Raw genomic sequence first — 17,178 nt, forward strand, 5'->3', positions numbered from 1 at the left:
CTTCTTTAGTATTATTAAAGCTTCTTTAATTTTGTGCCGTTACCGAAGGGCTTTCGTAATCGGTCCTTTCGCTCATAGGCATATAAACGCGTGTTTTTGCAATATTTTTGTACGCCGGACGGATTATCTTAGTACCCGACAAAAGCTCCTCAACTCTGTGCGCCGACCAGCCGGCTATTCTCGCAATTGCGAAAAGCGGAGTATAGAGCTCCATAGGTATGTTGAGCATACGGTAAACAAAGCCCGAATACATATCGACATTTGCGCATACGACCCTGTGCGCGCCCATCTTTTTATTGAGTATTGCCGGAGCAAGTCGCTCGACCCTGTCGAGAAGCTCGAATTCGTCAAGCATGCCTTTTTCCAATGCGAGCTCGCGCGCGGCCTTCTTTAAAAGCACTGCTCTGGGATCGCTTTTCGTATATATCGCATGTCCCATGCCGTAGATAAGGCCGCTTTTGTCGCCGACTTCTTTTCTGAGTATACGCTCAAGATAATCAGAGACCTCATCGTCGTCGCGCACGTCATGCACGTCCTGTTTCATCGTTTCAAACATATTATGGACCTTTATATTGGCTCCGCCGTGACGATAGCCGCGAAGCGAACCTATTGCGGCCGATATCGCGGAATATGTGTCGGTGCCTGCGCTGGTAAGTACTCGCGTGGTAAAAGTGGAGTTGTTACCGCCGCCGTGCTCTGCGTGCAGAACGAGCGCGAGATCGAGTATGCTCTCTTCGCTTTCGGTGAACTTTTTGTCCGGGCGAACGGCGTTTAAGAAGTTGCCGGCCGTTCCGTATTTCGCCTTGGGCAAATGTATATAAAGACTCTTTCTGTCATAGAAGTGGCGTTTAACGTGAAAGGCATGCGCCGCGATTATTGGCAGCCTTGCCGTAAGCTCTATGCACTGCCTAAGTACGTTCTCTACCGATAGATTGGACGGGTCGGGATCGTAGGAATACATTGCAAGTACGCTTCTCGCCATCTTATTCATTATGTCCGAGCTGGGCGCTTTTATTATCATGTCCTCGGTAAAACCCTTGGGCAGATCGCGAAGCTTTGTGAGCATGCTGCCGAATATTTCAAACTCTTCGGCGTTTGGCAGGCTGCCCAAAAGCAGAAGATGAGCCACTTCCTCAAAACGGCGGTTCTTGGGACCGTCGTAGCCTTCTACCATATCCTTTATATTTATACCACGATAATAGAGCTCGCCGTCAATGGGCATTCTGTCGCCCTCATTTATAAGATAACCGTGTACGTTACCGATAACCGTAACGCCGGCCATGACGCCCGTGCCGTCGGCGTTTCTGAGGCCGCGTTTTATATTGGTGTTGTCAAAAGCGCTTGGATCTATAGTAGTATAGTCCGTAAATTTCTTATAAAGCTTATCAAGATACGCCTGGTTAATCATATAGTTCTCAACTGGCATATTTTCACCTCCGGATGAGTACATAAAAAAATATATATAAAAATATTTTAACTGAATAAATATAAAGCGTCAAGCACAACAGAGAATCGGAAGGAGAAAATATGAAAAGAATTTTGCTGTTTATTACGTTTATTTGGATGGTGTTACTTCTTTTACCGCCGATTTTGTGCAGAATTACGCAAGACGCTCCCTCTCGGGCGGAGAATATTTCGGGTGATGAAAGAATAATTATAAGTCTTATGCACACGGATACCGGCGAGCTCGAGGATATAAGCTTAAGGGATTATTTAACGGGCGTCGTTATGGCGGAGATGCCTGCTTCATTTGAGGATGATGCGCTTATGGCGCAGGCTGTAGCCGCGCGCAGCTATACTTATAATAAATATATTGAAAACAGGGCGCAGCCGGGAATATTCCCCTCGCACAACGGAGCCGACGTATGCACCGATCCCGCCCATTGCAAGGCTTATATGACGCTTTCGGACGCACGGGGAAAGTGGGGAGGAGAGTGGGAGGAGAAGTATTATGAAAAAATATGCGACGCTGTGGAGAACACCGACAAAGAGATACTTACATATGACGCTAAGCCGGTAAACGCCGTTTTCCACAGCGCGTCATATGGGCGCACGGAAAACTCACGCGACGTCTGGGGCGGCGACCTGCCTTATCTTAAAAGCGTGGAGTCGCCGCTGGGCGAGGCCGCCGAAGGGCAAATAACGAGAGTAGTTCTGAGTGCCGATGAATTTAAGGCACAGTTTTGCGAGGCTTATCCTGAGGCCGTTTTCGGGGACGACGCGTCCGAATGGGTGAACCATGTTGTAAGGAGCGAGGGCGGCAGTGTGCTTTCGGTAAGTATAGGCGGCGTAACGCTCAGAGGCAACGAGGTGCGCGCCTTGTTTTCGCTTAAAAGCGCGAACTTTATCGTGACGGTGGGCGAGAATGTATGCTTTGAGGTGTATGGTTCGGGACACGGCGTAGGCATGAGCCAGTACGGCGCGAACGCGCTTGCAAAGGACGGATACGACTACCGCGCGATACTTGCGCATTATTATACAGATACGCAAATATCGCAATGGGAGTAAATTTTTGATTTTTGCTTGACTTTTTAAAAACATGTGGTATCATATGTATAAGTCATATGAATGGGGCACACCACCGCGGGTGTGAACTTTCGTATGACTTTTTTTGTTAAATAAGAAAAACAATATTACTCGGAGGTATATATCATGTCCAAGACGAGAAAGCTTGCGATGTCGGGCATACTTATTGCGGTGGGCGTAGTCTGCGCTCCGTTTTCGATACCTATCGGCGCGGCGCGCTGCCTTCCCGTGCAGCATATGATAAACGTGCTGGCAGCAGTTATCTTAGGCCCCGGATATGCTGTGGGAATGGCGTTTATAACTTCTCTTATACGCGTTGCCACAGGCACGGGCACACTTTTGGCGTTTCCGGGCAGCATGGTCGGCGCGCTTTGTGCGGGACTTATGTATAAATACGGGAAAAAGCTGGGCTTTGCCTTCGTGGGCGAGGTCGTCGGCACGGGAATTTTGGGCGCGATCCTCGCATATCCCGTGGCTACGCTTCTTATGGGACGTGAGGCTGCGCTTTTAGGATTTGTTGTACCCTTCCTTGTAAGCACGATAGGCGGATCGATAATCGCAACTATAATAATTCTTGCTCTGGAAAAGACGGGGCTTATGAAGAAGCTTAAAAGCTGATGATGAATAAATGCGCCTCCCACGGTAAATGATACCGTGGGAGGTGTTTTTATATGAACGATAACAGAGATAATGACGGATCCTCAAGGAAGTATGGACTGCATCAGGCGGGATTTTACGCTGTTTTGCTCGTTTTGGTGGCGGCAGTATGCATAACGGCGCTTGTATTGCAGCAAAACGAGCGTTCCAAAGAGGCGCTGCCCGATCCTTCGGAAGTGACGCTTGACGCAGAGGGCAGTCTGCCCGGCTTGCCTAAAGCCGAAGAAGCAGTCGGGCTGAATGAAGCTTCAAGAGAAAACGAAGCCGCGTTAAAACACGATGATGAAAAACCCGGGGCCGAAATAAGAGCGCGTTCGGATGAAAATGATCGAGCGGAGAACGCTGACAAGGAGAGCATACCGACTTTTGGGATCATTACGGCAAATCAGTATTCGCGTCCCGTTGCGGGCGCGCTGATATGGGGGTATTCTAAAGATGAACTGGTGTATTCAAACACTTTTGATGACTGGCGCGTACACACGGGCGCAGATTATAAGGCTTCTCCCGGCGAGGCGGTGAGGGCAATAGCCGACGGCACGGTAAAGAGCGTTTACAGCGACGAAATGTGGGGCAAATGCATAAGCGTTTCGCATGAGGGCGGGCTTGTGTCATACTACTGCGGCCTTGCGCCCGAGGTCGGTGTAAAAGAAGGGGCGCGTGTAAAAGCCGGAGATACGCTTGGCGCGGCGGGAACGAGCGCTGCGGCAGAGGCGGCAGAAGAGCCGCATGTGCATTTGGAGGTCACTAAGGACAATAAACGGATAGACCCGGAATCACTGTTTGCGCCGCTTGAATAAAATGAGTCTGCCGCGTGCGGCAAGGCGGGTGAGGCGAAGAAAAGCGGGATCAATAAAGCGGCGTTATGTGATATTGGCATAGATGAGCTTTTTGATTTATTATCTTCATTAAAAGAAAAAGACGCAAAGGCTATTGCCCTTGCGTCTTTTATAATATCAGAGTTGATTATTTTGCAAGTTCCTTTAAAGCTGCGAGGTAGTCTTCCTTGAAGGGATAGAGATACTTCGGGCCGGTGTCGCCGAATGCGGACGGAGCGTTGTGAGCGCCGACACGCTTTACGGGCTTCTTTAAGGACTCGAGGCAGTTCTCTGCGATAAGAGCGGAGAGGCACTGCATCATGGAGTTTCTCTCAGGAGCTTCCGTTACGAGAAGAACCTTACCGGTCTTCTTTACGGACTCGAATATCGGAGCCGTATCGAACGGAACGAGCATTACGGTGTTGAGGATCTCAACGGAGAGGCCGGTCTCCTTCTCGAACTCTTCAACAGCTGCGGTAGCGTTTACGAGTGCGGAATGATAACCGATAAGGGTGATGTCCTTACCTTCCTTCATCTTGAGAGTACCCTGCTCAAGAGTCGGAACCGGAAGATCGTCCGGTACTTCGCCCATAAGACCTAACTGGCTCTTATCGAAGTAGAAGCATACCGGGTCGTCGTCGCGAACTGAAGCCTGCAGATAAGCCTGAACCTCTGCGGGATAAGTCGGAGCGCATACCTTAAGACCGGGAACGTTTGCGAACCAAGCCTCGTTGTTCTGGGTATGCGTGCAGCCGCTCTTACCTTTACCTATCGGGAGAAGGTAAGTAACGGGGCAGGAGAACTGACCGCCGGTGTTGTATCTCTGCTTTGCAGCGATGTTAGCGATACCCTCGTAACCGTAGGTTGCGAAGTCACCGAACATGAACTCAACGATGGGTCTGAAGCCTGCCATTGCAGCGCCGATTGCGAAAGTGGTGTACATGGTCTCAGCAAGAGGCATGTCAAGGACTCTGTCCTTACCGTACTTCTTGTCGAAGCCTACGAAGTAACCGTATGCACTGCCTGCGGAAGCAGCAAGACCAAGAAGGATAACCTTCTCATCTGCATCAAACGACTTGGTTAAACCAGCGTTTATAGCTCTAATTAACGGAATAGTAGCCATTAGATTGCACCTCCTGCTTTATTCGACCAAACAGCAGAGAAGGCAAGAGCCTGCTCTCTCGTAGGATCGGGCTGCTTGAAGCCTTCCTCGAAAGCGGCAACCATAATGTCGTCCTGCTCTTTAGCTATCTTCTGAAGACCTGCGTCGTCTATGATACCCATTTCCTTGATAACCTTCTCGTATCTTGCAACCGGATCAAGATCAGCAAGCTTCTCTCTATACTTGGGATCTCTGTAACCCTGCGGGTCGCCGACGAAGTGACCTTCGAATCTGGTGCACTTAACTTCGAGTACGTTCGGCTGGCCCTTAGCTGCGAGGTCAATAGCCTCAATAAGAGCTTCTGCAACTGCAACGGGGTCGATACCGTCAACGGTAACGCCTCTCATGCCGCAGCCCTGTGCGCGGAGCGCAAGGTCTTCAACCGGATACTCTTTTTCAGCGGAGCTCTGCATAGCAAAGCCGTTGTTCTCGATAAAGAATACAACGGGGAGCTTGTAGATAGCAGCCACGTTCATAGCCTCGTAGGTTACGCCCTCGGAAGTAGCGCCGTCACCGTAGATAGCGATAACAACTTCAGGATTGCCCTGTGCTCTTCTTGCCCAAGCATAACCAACTGCCCACGGCCATGCGCCGCCGAGGATACCCTGTGCGGGAAGGAAGCCAACGTCGAGCTTCATTACGTGATACTCGCCTGCGAGGCCCTTGCAGGGACCGGTCTGCTTGCAGAGCATCTCGTTGATGAAGTTCTGAAGACCCATTCTCTTGGAGTTAGCGGGCTGGTCTCTGTGAGTACCAACTGCTGCGGTCTTGTGAGGAGTGTACTTAGCAGCCATGATAAGACCTGCCTGTACGCCTTCCTGGCCATAGGGGGAGTGGATAGCACCGGCTATTTTACCGGCCTTGATGTAGTAAATTATTCTCTCACCGAAAGCTCTCGCGTATCTTAAATACTCGTAAATTTCGATGTATTGCTCATTAGTAAAGCTCATTTACTCTTGCACCTCCATCTTAATTTTTGATTATTGTTATTTAACGGCATAAGCTGCGCAAAAGGCGTGCGCCTTTTGCGCTTTTTATCAGTACGCTGACGGCTAGCCGTTTAGCCGCTGAAATTATTCGATTTCAGCAAGAAGATCTCCGTTAGCAGCGGTTTCACCAACCTGCTTGTAGATCTTGGTGAGCGTACCGGATACGGGAGCCTCGATCTCCTGGGTCAGCTTCTCGGAAGAAAGCTCATATAAGGGCTCGCCCTCCTTAACAGCATCGCCTACGTTCTTGAACCACTTCTCGATGGTAACGTCGAGATTGGTCTGTCCCAGCGTGGGAACGATTACCTGAGTCATTGTCGATTGCACCTCCTTCTCATAACACAATATTATACCTTAATGATACATTATCGTTCCGTTCTTTCCAATAGGAAATAAGTATGATATTTATTTTTTAAAACTATTTAAAAAAGCTTATAAAAACTCAAAAATCCATGCGGACATTTCGGAGGCGGGCTTGCTTTTTGGGCAAAAAATACAGTGACTGCGCGCATATTGGGCAGGCTTCGCTTGTTTTTTATTATAGCATACTATCCGCATAAGAAAAAATGAGTATAAAACGTAAAAAATATAAGTTCGCATTAAAAAAACGCGCAAAAGCGCGTTTTTTTAATACTAAAGTATTACTAATTATTTTACCTCGACAGTCCAATTAAAGCGGTCGGCTATTTTGCCCGTCTGAATGCCGGTTATTTCATTGTAGAGCATCTGAGCTACGGGACCTATCTTGAAATCGTTTATAACCATCTTATTGCCCTCGTAATTTATCTCGCCGACGGGGGAGATAACGGCAGCCGTGCCGGTGCCGAACGCCTCTTCGAGCTTGCCGTTCTTATGAGCCTCCGTAAGCTCCTGTACGCTTACTCTGCGCTCCTCAACGGTATAGCCCTTGTCGCGCAGCACGTTTATAACGGAATCTCTCGTAACGCCCGGAAGCACGCTGCCCTCAAGGAAGGGGGTAACTACCTTGCCGTCTATCTTGAAGAATACGTTCATCGTGCCTACCTCGTCGATGTACTTGCGCTCAACGCCGTCGAGCCACAGTACCTGAGTATAGCCAAGATCGTGCGCTTTTACCTGCGACTTTATCGAAGCGGCGTAATTCGCGCCCGCCTTTGTAAAGCCCAGACCGCCGCGAACGGCGCGCACATACTCCGTCTCTATGTATATCTTAACGGGATTTATGCCTTCCGGATAATATGCGCCGACAGGTGAAAGGATTATTGCGAACAGATATGTGTCTGAGGGCTTAACGCCGATGAACGGGTCGGTGGCGATCATAAAGGGCCTGATGTAAAGCGAGGTCTCGTCGCCTTCGGGGATCCAATCCTTTTCCACCTTTATGAGCTCCAAAAGCGCCTGCAGGAAATCGTCCTCGGGCACTGCGGGCATACATAAGCGGTCGAGCGAACGGTTCATACGAGAGATGTTTTTGTCCGGTCTGAAAAGAAGCACCTTGCCGTCCTTCGTTTTATACGTCTTCATACCTTCGAATACTTCCTGAGCATAGTGGAATACCATAGAGGAAGGATCTAAAGAAAGGGGACCGTAGGGAACGATACGTGCATCGTGCCAGCCTTCCTTGGAAGAATAATTCATAAGAAACATGTGGTCCGAGAATAATCTTCCGAATCCGAGAGAATGCGGGTCCGGCTTCGGCTTGGGAGCCTTCGTTTTTTCGATCCTGATATCAAGTGACATAAAAATTCCTCCGTCCTGCTTTTAATATATATTTTCAGCATATATAAGCTTAAAAATTCTATTTTTTATTTTATACCAACGTTTAAAAAAATGCAACAAAACGCGCTATTTTTTCGTCGAAAGTTGAAGTTTTAAAAAAAATATGAGATAATTTAAAAGTATAAATACATAATAAGTTAAGAGATGAGACGGTGAACAATGAATAAGAAACGCCACATCGCGCTGTTTGCGCTTGCGGTTTTCGCGCTTTCATGCGCCCTGTCTTCGGGCGGCGCGTTTGCGGTCATGGATATTTCGCTGGGAATAAATGATTCGCTCGTCGATCCGCCCAGGGGCATACGCCCCGTTTTTGCGGGCAACGTGTGCTATGTGCCGATAGAGGTCTTTACGGGCAATTTTGCGCTTTCATACAGCTACGACGGCGTATCGAAGACTCTTTCGGTATCGGGAGGGCGTCATTCGCTGACGTTCAATATGATCCAGAATATAGCCACGGATGAAAACTACGAAGTATATTATGTTACGTGTTACTATGAGAATTCGACCTTTATGGTGCCGGCGCGCGTGATGTGCGAAGTGTTCGGCTTAAGATACAGCTTTCTTTCATCAATAAATACGGTGAGGATATCCCTTCGCGCAGCAGCTTTGAGCGACCGTGAGTTTACGGAAAAATATAAGGCCGAGCTCCTTCCCAAGGAGCCGGAAGCCCTGCCGCAGACGCAGACGGATACGTCCGCGGCGCAAAGTCCTCCCCCTGCGGTCGAGGACGAGCCGAAGGAAGACGAGACGCCGGACGTTTATCTTATGTTCGCTTCGCCGCAGCATGAAAGCCTACCCGTGATACTGGACGCGCTCGACGCCGCAGGCGCGCGCGCCACGTTCTTCCTTTCGGAGGAGTATCTTAAAAGCGATCCCGAAAGCGCGGCGCGCATACTTGCTTCGGGAAACGAGCTAGGAATAGACCTTTCGGGCGAGGATGTGTCAGACGCTTCGGCGCTTGCGGCGAAAGCGGAGGATACGGCCGAGGTCATGGCGCTTATTTATAAGGCCTGTGTAAACTCCGTGTATCTTTCTGCGGCGCAGTATGATGCGCTTTCTGCAGACGCCGCCGCAGCTTTAAACGATGCGGGCTTTAAGATCTGGCGTGCCCGCGTGACTGCGGGCTTAAGCCTGTCGTCGGTAACGGACAGGCTAAAGGGTACGGCGCGCACATCCGTACTTTTAAAGGATGAAAGCCTTATTTCGGGCATATCGGGATTTGTTGCGGAGAAGGACGCCGCATTTATAACAATAAAGCTCACATCAAGACCGTAGAATAAGTACAGGAGGTGCTTTTATGATGAAGGTAACGAGAGCTGAGATGAAAAGGAACGCGAAGGCCTCGCTGAAAGGGCGCTGGGGCCTTGCGATAGGGGTCACGGTATTATTCACTGCTATAATCCTCATTTTGAGCTGGATAGTGCAGATGCCGTTTAAGGAAGAGCTTGACCTCTACACATACTATATGCTTAACGGGATAGAGTTTGAGCCGGACCCCGCCGTTATGAGCGGATATTACATCCTCACTATAATTATGGACATAGTGATATCGCCCATAGTTATCGGCGTGATGGTCGTGTTCATGCGCATTTCACGCGGGCAGGAGGCGCGCGTGGGCGATATGTTCACTCCGATAAGCAGGTTTTTAAAGATAGCGGGACTTTTCCTTTTGGTATTTATTAAAACGTTTTTATGGACGCTTTTATTTATAATCCCCGGCATAATTGCGGCGTACAGATACTCGATGGCGTTTTATATCATGGCGGAAAACCCTGATATAGGAATAGTGGAAGCCATTGAACGCTCCAAAGTCATGATGAAGGGCAACAAATGGCGCCTTTTCGTGCTGCAGCTCAGCTTTATAGGCTGGATGCTTCTCGCGCCGTTCACCTTCGGTATACTGCTTTTGTGGCTCTTACCGTATATGGAGACGACGTTCATGAACTTCTACAATGCGCTTATTTTGGAGCAGAGCGCGCGCATCGATATAGGAACGCCGAACGCCGAAGGTCAGTCGTTCGGCGGCGGACAGAATGAAAACAGGGGATATGACGAAACGGACCGCTATGACAGAGACGGCGACCGGGGCGACAAGTATTCGGAATCTGAAGATGCGGACGACAAAAACGACTGGTAAAGCATTTTTGGTCTGAAAGGAGAGGGACTATGGATCATATGAAAAAATATAATACGTGGCTTGCATCCGTAAAAGACGAGGCGATCCTTAAAGAGCTGCGTATGATGGCAAAAGACGACGGGGAGATAAGTCAGAGATTCGGGCGCAGTCTTCAGTTTGGCACGGCGGGACTTCGAGGCATAATGGGAGCCGGCACTTCGCGCATGAATATATATACCGTAGGTCACGCAACGCAGGCAATGGCAAGGCTTATAATGTCAAACGGCAGCGAGGCCATGGCGCGCGGCGTGTGCATAGCTTACGACAGCCGCAGACACTCGGAAGAATTTGCGCGTCATGCCGCCTGCGTACTTGCGGCAAACGGCGTAAAGACTTATATTTTCGAGTCGCTCCGCCCAACGCCGGAGCTTTCGTTCGCAGTGAGATACAAAAACGCGATAGCAGGTATAAATATAACTGCAAGCCATAATCCGAAGGAGTACAACGGATATAAGGCTTACTGGGAAGACGGCGCACAGATGTCGCTTGAAAATTCGAAAAAAGTATCGGACATAATGGAAGCGACAGACATTTTTTCGGATGTCAGAGCTGTCGATTTTGATACGGCTCTCGGCAAAGGGATAATAGAGCTTTTGGGTCGTGAAACAGACGAGGCGTATCTTAAGTGCGTTCTTTCGGAGGCCGTGGATATTACAGATGTTGAAAAAGCCGAGCTCAAAGTAGTATATACGCCGTTTCACGGCGCGGGGTATAAGCTCGTGCCCGAGGTGCTCGGGCGTATAGGAGTAAAGAATATCATTCCGGTCGAGGCTCAGTTTATGCCGGACGGCGATTTTCCCACGGTAAAATCGCCGAACCCCGAAAATCCGGAGAGCTTTGAACTGGCGCAGAGGCTTGCCGAAAGCGCACACGCCGATATCGTGATAGGCACGGACCCCGATTCGGACAGGATAGGCGTGCTTGCGCCGCGCGGGGGAGAGTATTGCCATTTGAACGGAAATCAGGTGGGCGTGCTGCTTTTGGATTATGTTATTAAGGGATTAAAAAGACAGGGCAAAATGCCTGCGCATCCTGCGGCGATAAAAACGATAGTAAGCTCCGAGCTGTTTAGACGCATTGCCGAAAAAAACGGAGTTAAGCTTTTTGAGGTGCTTACGGGCTTTAAGTTTATCGGCGAAAAGATACTCCAGTTCGATAATACGAAAGAATACGAATATATATTCGGCTATGAGGAAAGCTACGGCTATTTAAAGGGCACATACTGCCGCGACAAGGACGCCGTTGTATCTGCTATGCTCGTGTGCGAAGCGGCGGCGCATTACAAGATGCGCGGCATGACGCTTTGGGACGCGCTCGATAAAATATATGACGAATACGGCTGTTCTCTGGAAGGGATAATAAACGTGACAGATCCTGCATTCGTTACGCCTGCCCAGATGGGCGAGGTCATGGCGCGTATAAGGAAAAACACGCCCGAGAGTATCGGCGGATACAGGGTCTTTGCGGTGCGCGATTATAAAAAGGGCATTCGCCGCGATATGGCAACGGGAGAAGAGACGCGCCTTAAGCTTCCCAAGTCCGATGTGCTTTACTATGAGCTCTCCGACGACTCGCGGTTTATTATGCGCCCGTCCGGTACTGAGCCTAAGGTAAAAATATATTTCCTCGTAAACGGAAAGGACACGGATGAGTGCGAGGCGAAGATAGAGCGGTTCAAGGCTTACGCCCGTGAGATAATAAAGTAGGCTTTGAGATCCATTTTAATATGTTTTCTGCATTTAAATAAGGCGGACGCTTTTTTGCGCCCGCCTTAAAAGCATCATCTTATTCCGGCTCGTTTTCCATGTTGTGATAAACGTTCTGTACATCGTCGTTGTCGTCGAGCATCTCAAGGAGCTTTCGCATTGATTCTATGTCGTCTTCGCTTTCGACGGTGATGTAATTCTGGGGCACCATCTCTATCTCGGCATATTCCGTAGCGAAGCCCGCATCGGAAAGGCCTGCTCTCACCGCGTCGAAATCTTCGGGAGCCGTGAGTATCTCATAGGATCCATCCTCTGTCGAAAAGTCGAGCGCGCCCGCATCGAGCGCCGCCATCATAACGTCGTCTTCGCTGCCTGCATCGGCCGATACAACGATGACGCCGCGTTTATCGAACTGCCACGACACCGCTCCGGGAGCGGCAAGTCCTGCGCCGAATTTGTCAAAATAGTGGCGCATTTCGCCTGCAGTACGGTTTTTATTGTCTGTAAGCGTTTCCACGATTATGCCGACGCCGCTTTTGCCGTAGCCCTCATATGTCATCGATTCGTAATTGTTGGAATCCTTGCCCTCCTGCGCGCGCTTTAAGAGACGCTCTATATTGTCGTTAGGCACGTTGTTCTGCTTTGCCTTGGCGATAAGGTCTCTGAGCTTGGAGTTGGAGGCGGGATCTGCGCCGCCGTCTCGTATTACTATTATCATTTCTTTTGATATCTTAGTAAAAACCTTTGCTCGCTGGGCGTCCGTTTTGCCCTTTTTATGCATTATATTTTTCCATTTGGAGTGTCCAGACATTCATTTTCCCACCTTAATTTTATTCATAAAGTCATTTTAACATAGAAACATGTTTATTTTCAAGTGAAAAAGAGTCCTGATGCGAGAGAACGTGTATTTTCTGACATTTTCACGGCAGTCGGCGCGTGCAGGCGCAGCGTATTAGAATAAACTGCATACGGGCCTGCGTGCGCTTATGCGCGAAGATGCAGTTACATACGCTTTTTTTACCGTGTCGTAATACAGCCTGTCGAATGTAAAAAGACCGTATCCGTAGCTTTCGTCACGCCCGATGTCTCCCAGGTTTTCGGCATACATATGTAAAAGCAGCCTTATCTCCGAAGGCGTGAGCCTGCGCCCGTAGCGGACACGCGCTTTTGCCTGAAGCAGCGCTATTGAGCCGGTAATAACAGGCGTAGCCATAGATGTGCCGGAAAGCGTTGCGTATGCGTTGCCCTTGTAGCAGGAATATATATCGGTGCCGGCGGCGCAGACCTCGGCCTTTTTGCCGGCTGTGGAGAACGGCGCCCGCCGCTTTTTGATATCGACTGCCGTTACGGCAACGCATTCCTCAAAGCGCGCGGGATAGCCCATCATATTTGCTCCCTCGCCGTCGTTGCCGGCCGCAGATACGATGCAAATGCCGCGCTCATACGCCATACGTATAAGCGCGGCGAAACGTTTTGTTGTGCGCGAGGCACAGAAGGACATGTTGATAACGTGAACATCCAGGGAGATGAGCCATTCCAGCGCGCGCTCCACATTTTCTATTTTTGCGCTGCCGTCCGCCTCAAACGCGCGCGCGACGTAAAGCGAGCACAGGGGAGCTACTCCTACCACGCCTACGCCGTTCTGCCTTGCCGCTATTATGCCCGCGACGTGTGTGCCGTGGCCGTTTGGGTCGGCGGGGAGCGCTTCGCATGCGCTTGTAAAATCGCGGTTTTCAGCGACTGCGCCCAAAAGGTCCTCGTGGTCAGATTCGGCGCCCGTATCTATCACGCCCACGCGTATGCCCGCGCCGCCCTGCGTTTCCTCCCATTCGAGCGGCGCGCCCACCATCTGCACGCCGTAGTCTATCACTTCTTTTTTGCCGTTTGTCGATATTTTGACCACGCCGAAGTCGGTAAGTTTAAAGCACATAAGACGCTCCGTTAAGTTGATAAGTCTTTTGTATAATATGTTCGCGCCAGAAAAACCGACACCGGGTTTTATGATCCGTATCGCTTGAATCCTTCGCCAAACACTTCTCCCGCGCTTATTATTACGGCGAAAGAAGATGGGTCGGCATTTTTGATTATTTCTTTAAGACGCGGCGTCTCGCGTGTTTTTACCACGACCATGAGTACACTGTACTCTTCGCCCGAATACATTCCGACCGCGTTTATGGCGGTAGCGCTGCGGTGAAGCTCATTTATTATGTTTAAAGACATTTGAGTTGGCTTTTTTGTGATGATATACGCCGCTTTTGACATGTCAAAGCCCGTAAGGAGCGCGTCAATGACCTTGGTTTCGATAAATATCTCTATCGCGGCGAAAAGCGCGGCGTTGATATCGCCGTATACGGGTATTGACAGAAGTACGACTATGCTGTCAATAATAAATATAAGCCTGCCCATGGATATGCCCGAGCGTCGGTTTATGAGGCGCGCGGCAAGGTCGCTGCCGCCGCTCGTTGCGCCTCCGTAGAATATGAGCGACATTCCTGTGCCGGCAGCCGCGCCGCCGTAAACGGCACAGAGCGCGCGCTCATCGGTAACGGCGGGAAGAAAGTCGAGAAAATCAATGAAAAACGACATAACAAGAGTAGCGGCAAATGTTCTCAGCGTAAAATAAACGCCCATCTTTTTTGCTGCGGCAATATAGAGCGGCACGTTCATAAGCAGTACGAGACCGCCTGCCGGAAGATCCCAAAGATAATTCATAAGCGCGGCCACGCCGGTAAGGCCGCCGGGAACGACGTGCGCGGGACGCAGGAATATATTGAAGGCAAGCGCGAATGATGCGCCGCCCAAAAATATGAGAGTATAGTTTTTAACATGGCGAAGAACTGTTTTTTTCAATGGTCCCACCTCCGTATTTATTTTTGTGCATAAGGAGAGAATATATAAGCGAAGCGGCGGTATAAAACGGAGTTTTGATCAAAGCAAGTTTCTAAAGAGCGCGGAGCTTTGCCTTAAAGGTTTTTTAAGCTCTTGTCGGCGGTTTAGAGAAAAATCAAATGTTTTTCTTTTAAAAGCAAACTCCCTCGATTTGATTTGTACGCAAGCCTGATGTAAAATAAACCATAATGTTATGCACAGCGCGCCGCGCATTTTGCGGCAGGGAAAAAGGAGAACGATATGATGCAAAAAAGAATACTGGCCGTTTTGCTGACGGCCGTTATGGCGTGCGCACTGTTCGGATGCGCCGCAAAGGACGGCGATACGAAAGCCGAAGAGGACGCTTCGCCAAAAAGCGGCGTTTCGCCGCAGAGCGGCGCTTCATATTATTTTATCGGCGGAAATCTTGTGGGAAGCCTTGAAAACGGCGTGTTTGTAAGTGCGGTCGATACCGAAAGAGCATACGACGATGAGCGGCGTTATCATAAATACACCTTAAAGGAATTGTTTTCGCATGGATATATTTATTTTGACCGAGACCGCGCCTGCGGAAAAGCAAACGAAGCCGCCGTGTATACGGGCGAGGGACCGGGCGGCTTCGGCGAGGATATGAGCGCGTCGTTTGCACCGTATGCGTCAAGAACGATGCAGGACGGTCCGTTTGCCGTGCTTTCGCTGCCGTGCGAGCTTACGGGGGAACTTGCCGCGACATATGCGCCGGAGTATGGGTTTTATGTAAACATATACAAGGATATCGACGATCTGTCGTATTATCCTGCGCTTGCGACCAATTACGAAGACGCGCGCCTGCCCGACGCGCTGTCGTGGGATAACGGATACTCCCGCCGCGATGAGAGAGAAATCGAAAGAACGCTTTCATATGCGGGCATAAGCTACGGCGAGGCCGATATATTAACTGTATCGGGTGATTTTGACTCCGACCAAAGAACGGAAAGCGTAATATTTGCAAACACCGCCGTTGACGCCGAGGGCTTTTTAAAGCTCGACGCCTCAAGGGACGAAGCGCCCTTCGGCCTTATTCTTTTTTGCGACGACAATGAGGAATACGAGACAGTATACCTTCGCACGGGAGAGCCGCTTTCAGATGTGACCGAGCATTTTCGCATACTTCCCGTGGGTATTTTCGACCTCGACGGCGACGGCGATTTTGAAATAGCAGCCGCGTCGCATGAATGGGAATGGGGCTCGACATTTGTGCTTTCAAGAAACGACGCGGGAGCATGGGACATAGTTATGACTGCCGAATGGGGCACTTGACTCAGGGTTTCGCGTTGAGGTATGATCTTTTTAGAAGCTCTTTTACCGGAGGATATATTATGTCAACAAAACATGACGTGCTCGATATTTTAAAAAAGAATACAGACCGCGAAATGTCCGGCCAGCAGATAGCCGATATTTTGGGCTTATCACGCGCCGCCGTTTGGAAGGCCGTAAAAGCGCTGAGGAGCGAGGGCTTTGAAATAGAAGCGGCAACAAAGCGCGGATATGTTTTAAAGGGCGGTGCGGACGAGCTTTCATCACAGAATGTGAGAAGTTTTCTTCCGGATAAATATAAGGATATAAGCCTTAATGTGTTAAAAAGCGTAGATTCGACAAATACGCGCTTAAAGGAGATGGCCGCCTCGGGCGCGCCGTCAGAGAGCGTGCTGATAGCGCAGACGCAGACAGCGGGACGCGGCCGTCAGGGAAGGAGCTTTTATTCTCCGCCGAATACGGGACTTTATATGAGCATATTATTAAGGCCGAAGGGCAGTTTTAATGACGCGCAGCTTGCAACTATACGCGCCGCCGTAGCGGTAAGGCGCGCGCTGTTTAACACTGTCGGCATAGAAAGCGAGATAAAGTGGGTAAACGACGTATATTACAAAAATAAGAAGGTATGCGGCATACTTACAGAAGCCGCAATGGATTTTGAGAGCCAAGGAGTAGATTATCTGGTAACCGGTATAGGAATAAACTGCACTACAAAGGAGGAGCAGTTCCCATACGACGTGCGGTCTGTCGCAGGCTCGATAGAGCTTAAGAACGCGACGCGCGCCGAGCTTGCCGCTTGTGTAATAAAGGAATTTTTAGATCTGCAAAGCGTGCCTTCGGGCGAGCTTATAAATGAGTACAGAAGCTGCTCCATGATGATGGGAAAGCGCATTTCATTCGAACGCGCCGGACGTACATATATTGCGACGGCTGTAGATATAAACGACAGCGGAAATCTTGTAGTACGATTTCCCGAGGGAGAAAAGGAGACGCTTTACTCAGGCGAGGTGCATATACTTAAAGGATTTATAAGCGACTGACGCGCGCGATCTATTGAGAAAAGTACTGTCAAGAGCTCCGAGACTGTTATGGTACAAATGATATGTGACAAAAGAGAATGGAAATTCAACTCGAACATGGTATGATGAAGTTACCACACCAAATCAACCGTGAAAGAGATGAATTTCCATGACCAGTTTAGCATCTAGCGCGCATTTCCGTCAAC

Annotated in this window: 16 protein-coding genes; 8 read left to right on the top strand and 8 right to left on the bottom strand. The window is 49.6% G+C overall.

What is annotated here, in order from left to right; translation table 11 throughout:
• Positions 1-25: 25 nt before the first annotated feature.
• Positions 26-1,408 (bottom strand): citrate synthase, encoded by a 1,383-nt coding sequence (locus IJG50_01395; GenBank protein ID MBQ3378500.1) that lies wholly within the window; start codon positions 1,406-1,408, stop codon positions 26-28.
• Positions 1,409-1,527: 119 nt separating this feature from the next.
• Here IJG50_01395 and spoIID point away from each other — a divergent pair, with 119 nt between their 5' ends.
• From spoIID to IJG50_01410, 3 genes are all read left to right on the top strand, one after another.
• Positions 1,528-2,508 (top strand): stage II sporulation protein D, encoded by a 981-nt coding sequence (spoIID, locus tag IJG50_01400; protein MBQ3378501.1) that lies wholly within the window; start codon positions 1,528-1,530, stop codon positions 2,506-2,508.
• Positions 2,509-2,652: 144 nt separating this feature from the next.
• Positions 2,653-3,144 (top strand): energy coupling factor transporter S component ThiW, encoded by a 492-nt coding sequence (gene thiW, locus IJG50_01405; GenBank protein ID MBQ3378502.1) that lies wholly within the window; start codon positions 2,653-2,655, stop codon positions 3,142-3,144.
• A 53-nt stretch (positions 3,145-3,197) separates the two neighbouring features.
• On the top strand, positions 3,198-3,980 hold the full coding sequence (locus IJG50_01410; protein ID MBQ3378503.1) for a M23 family metallopeptidase: 783 nt from the start codon (positions 3,198-3,200) through the stop codon (positions 3,978-3,980).
• 166 nt (positions 3,981-4,146) lie between these two features.
• On the opposite strand, the gene IJG50_01415 is transcribed toward IJG50_01410, so the two are convergent.
• From IJG50_01415 to IJG50_01430, 4 genes are all read right to left on the bottom strand, one after another.
• Complete coding sequence (locus IJG50_01415) at positions 4,147-5,121, bottom strand: hypothetical protein (protein MBQ3378504.1); 975 nt, start codon at positions 5,119-5,121, stop codon at positions 4,147-4,149.
• A complete protein-coding gene (locus IJG50_01420; GenBank protein ID MBQ3378505.1) occupies positions 5,121-6,110 on the bottom strand; it encodes a thiamine pyrophosphate-dependent dehydrogenase E1 component subunit alpha in 990 nt (329 codons plus the stop codon). The genes IJG50_01415 and IJG50_01420 overlap by 1 nt, the downstream gene beginning before the upstream one ends.
• A 123-nt stretch (positions 6,111-6,233) precedes the next feature.
• Positions 6,234-6,464: a hypothetical protein gene (locus IJG50_01425; GenBank protein MBQ3378506.1), complete on the bottom strand. Its 231-nt coding sequence runs from the start codon at positions 6,462-6,464 to the stop codon at positions 6,234-6,236.
• Positions 6,465-6,797: 333 nt separating this feature from the next.
• Positions 6,798-7,868 (bottom strand): branched-chain amino acid aminotransferase, encoded by a 1,071-nt coding sequence (locus tag IJG50_01430; GenBank protein MBQ3378507.1) that lies wholly within the window; start codon positions 7,866-7,868, stop codon positions 6,798-6,800.
• A gap of 198 nt (positions 7,869-8,066) precedes the next feature.
• On the opposite strand from IJG50_01430, the gene IJG50_01435 reads away from it, so the two are divergent.
• From IJG50_01435 to IJG50_01445, 3 genes are read left to right on the top strand one after another with little or no spacing between them, the layout of a single operon-like run.
• Positions 8,067-9,182 (top strand): polysaccharide deacetylase family protein, encoded by a 1,116-nt coding sequence (locus tag IJG50_01435; GenBank protein MBQ3378508.1) that lies wholly within the window; start codon positions 8,067-8,069, stop codon positions 9,180-9,182.
• A 22-nt stretch (positions 9,183-9,204) separates the two neighbouring features.
• Positions 9,205-10,044: a DUF975 family protein gene (locus IJG50_01440; protein ID MBQ3378509.1), complete on the top strand. Its 840-nt coding sequence runs from the start codon at positions 9,205-9,207 to the stop codon at positions 10,042-10,044.
• A gap of 29 nt (positions 10,045-10,073) precedes the next feature.
• Positions 10,074-11,789, top strand: a complete 1,716-nt coding sequence (locus IJG50_01445) for a phospho-sugar mutase (protein ID MBQ3378510.1) — start codon at positions 10,074-10,076, stop codon at positions 11,787-11,789.
• Between the two features lie 79 nt (positions 11,790-11,868).
• Here IJG50_01445 and IJG50_01450 read toward each other — a convergent pair whose 3' ends face one another.
• The 3 genes from IJG50_01450 to IJG50_01460 all read right to left on the bottom strand — a co-directional run bounded on the left by IJG50_01450 (position 11,869) and on the right by IJG50_01460 (position 14,639).
• The gene (locus IJG50_01450) at positions 11,869-12,600 is read right to left on the bottom strand and encodes a YebC/PmpR family DNA-binding transcriptional regulator (protein MBQ3378511.1); all 732 of its coding nucleotides are present in this window, start codon (positions 12,598-12,600) and stop codon (positions 11,869-11,871) included.
• Between the two features lie 141 nt (positions 12,601-12,741).
• On the bottom strand, positions 12,742-13,719 hold the full coding sequence (locus IJG50_01455) for a S8 family peptidase (protein MBQ3378512.1): 978 nt from the start codon (positions 13,717-13,719) through the stop codon (positions 12,742-12,744).
• 68 nt (positions 13,720-13,787) lie between these two features.
• On the bottom strand, positions 13,788-14,639 hold the full coding sequence (locus IJG50_01460) for a YitT family protein (GenBank protein MBQ3378513.1): 852 nt from the start codon (positions 14,637-14,639) through the stop codon (positions 13,788-13,790).
• Between the two features lie 279 nt (positions 14,640-14,918).
• On the opposite strand from IJG50_01460, the gene IJG50_01465 reads away from it, so the two are divergent.
• Both IJG50_01465 and IJG50_01470 read left to right on the top strand, forming a co-directional pair.
• A complete protein-coding gene (locus IJG50_01465; GenBank protein ID MBQ3378514.1) occupies positions 14,919-15,956 on the top strand; it encodes a hypothetical protein in 1,038 nt (345 codons plus the stop codon).
• A 59-nt stretch (positions 15,957-16,015) separates the two neighbouring features.
• Entirely contained in the window at positions 16,016-16,993 is a 978-nt protein-coding gene (locus tag IJG50_01470) for a biotin--[acetyl-CoA-carboxylase] ligase (protein ID MBQ3378515.1), read from the top strand.
• Positions 16,994-17,178 lie beyond the last annotated feature (185 nt).

Source organism: Clostridia bacterium (genome assembly GCA_017405765.1).
GTDB lineage: Bacteria > Bacillota > Clostridia > Oscillospirales > RGIG577 > RGIG577.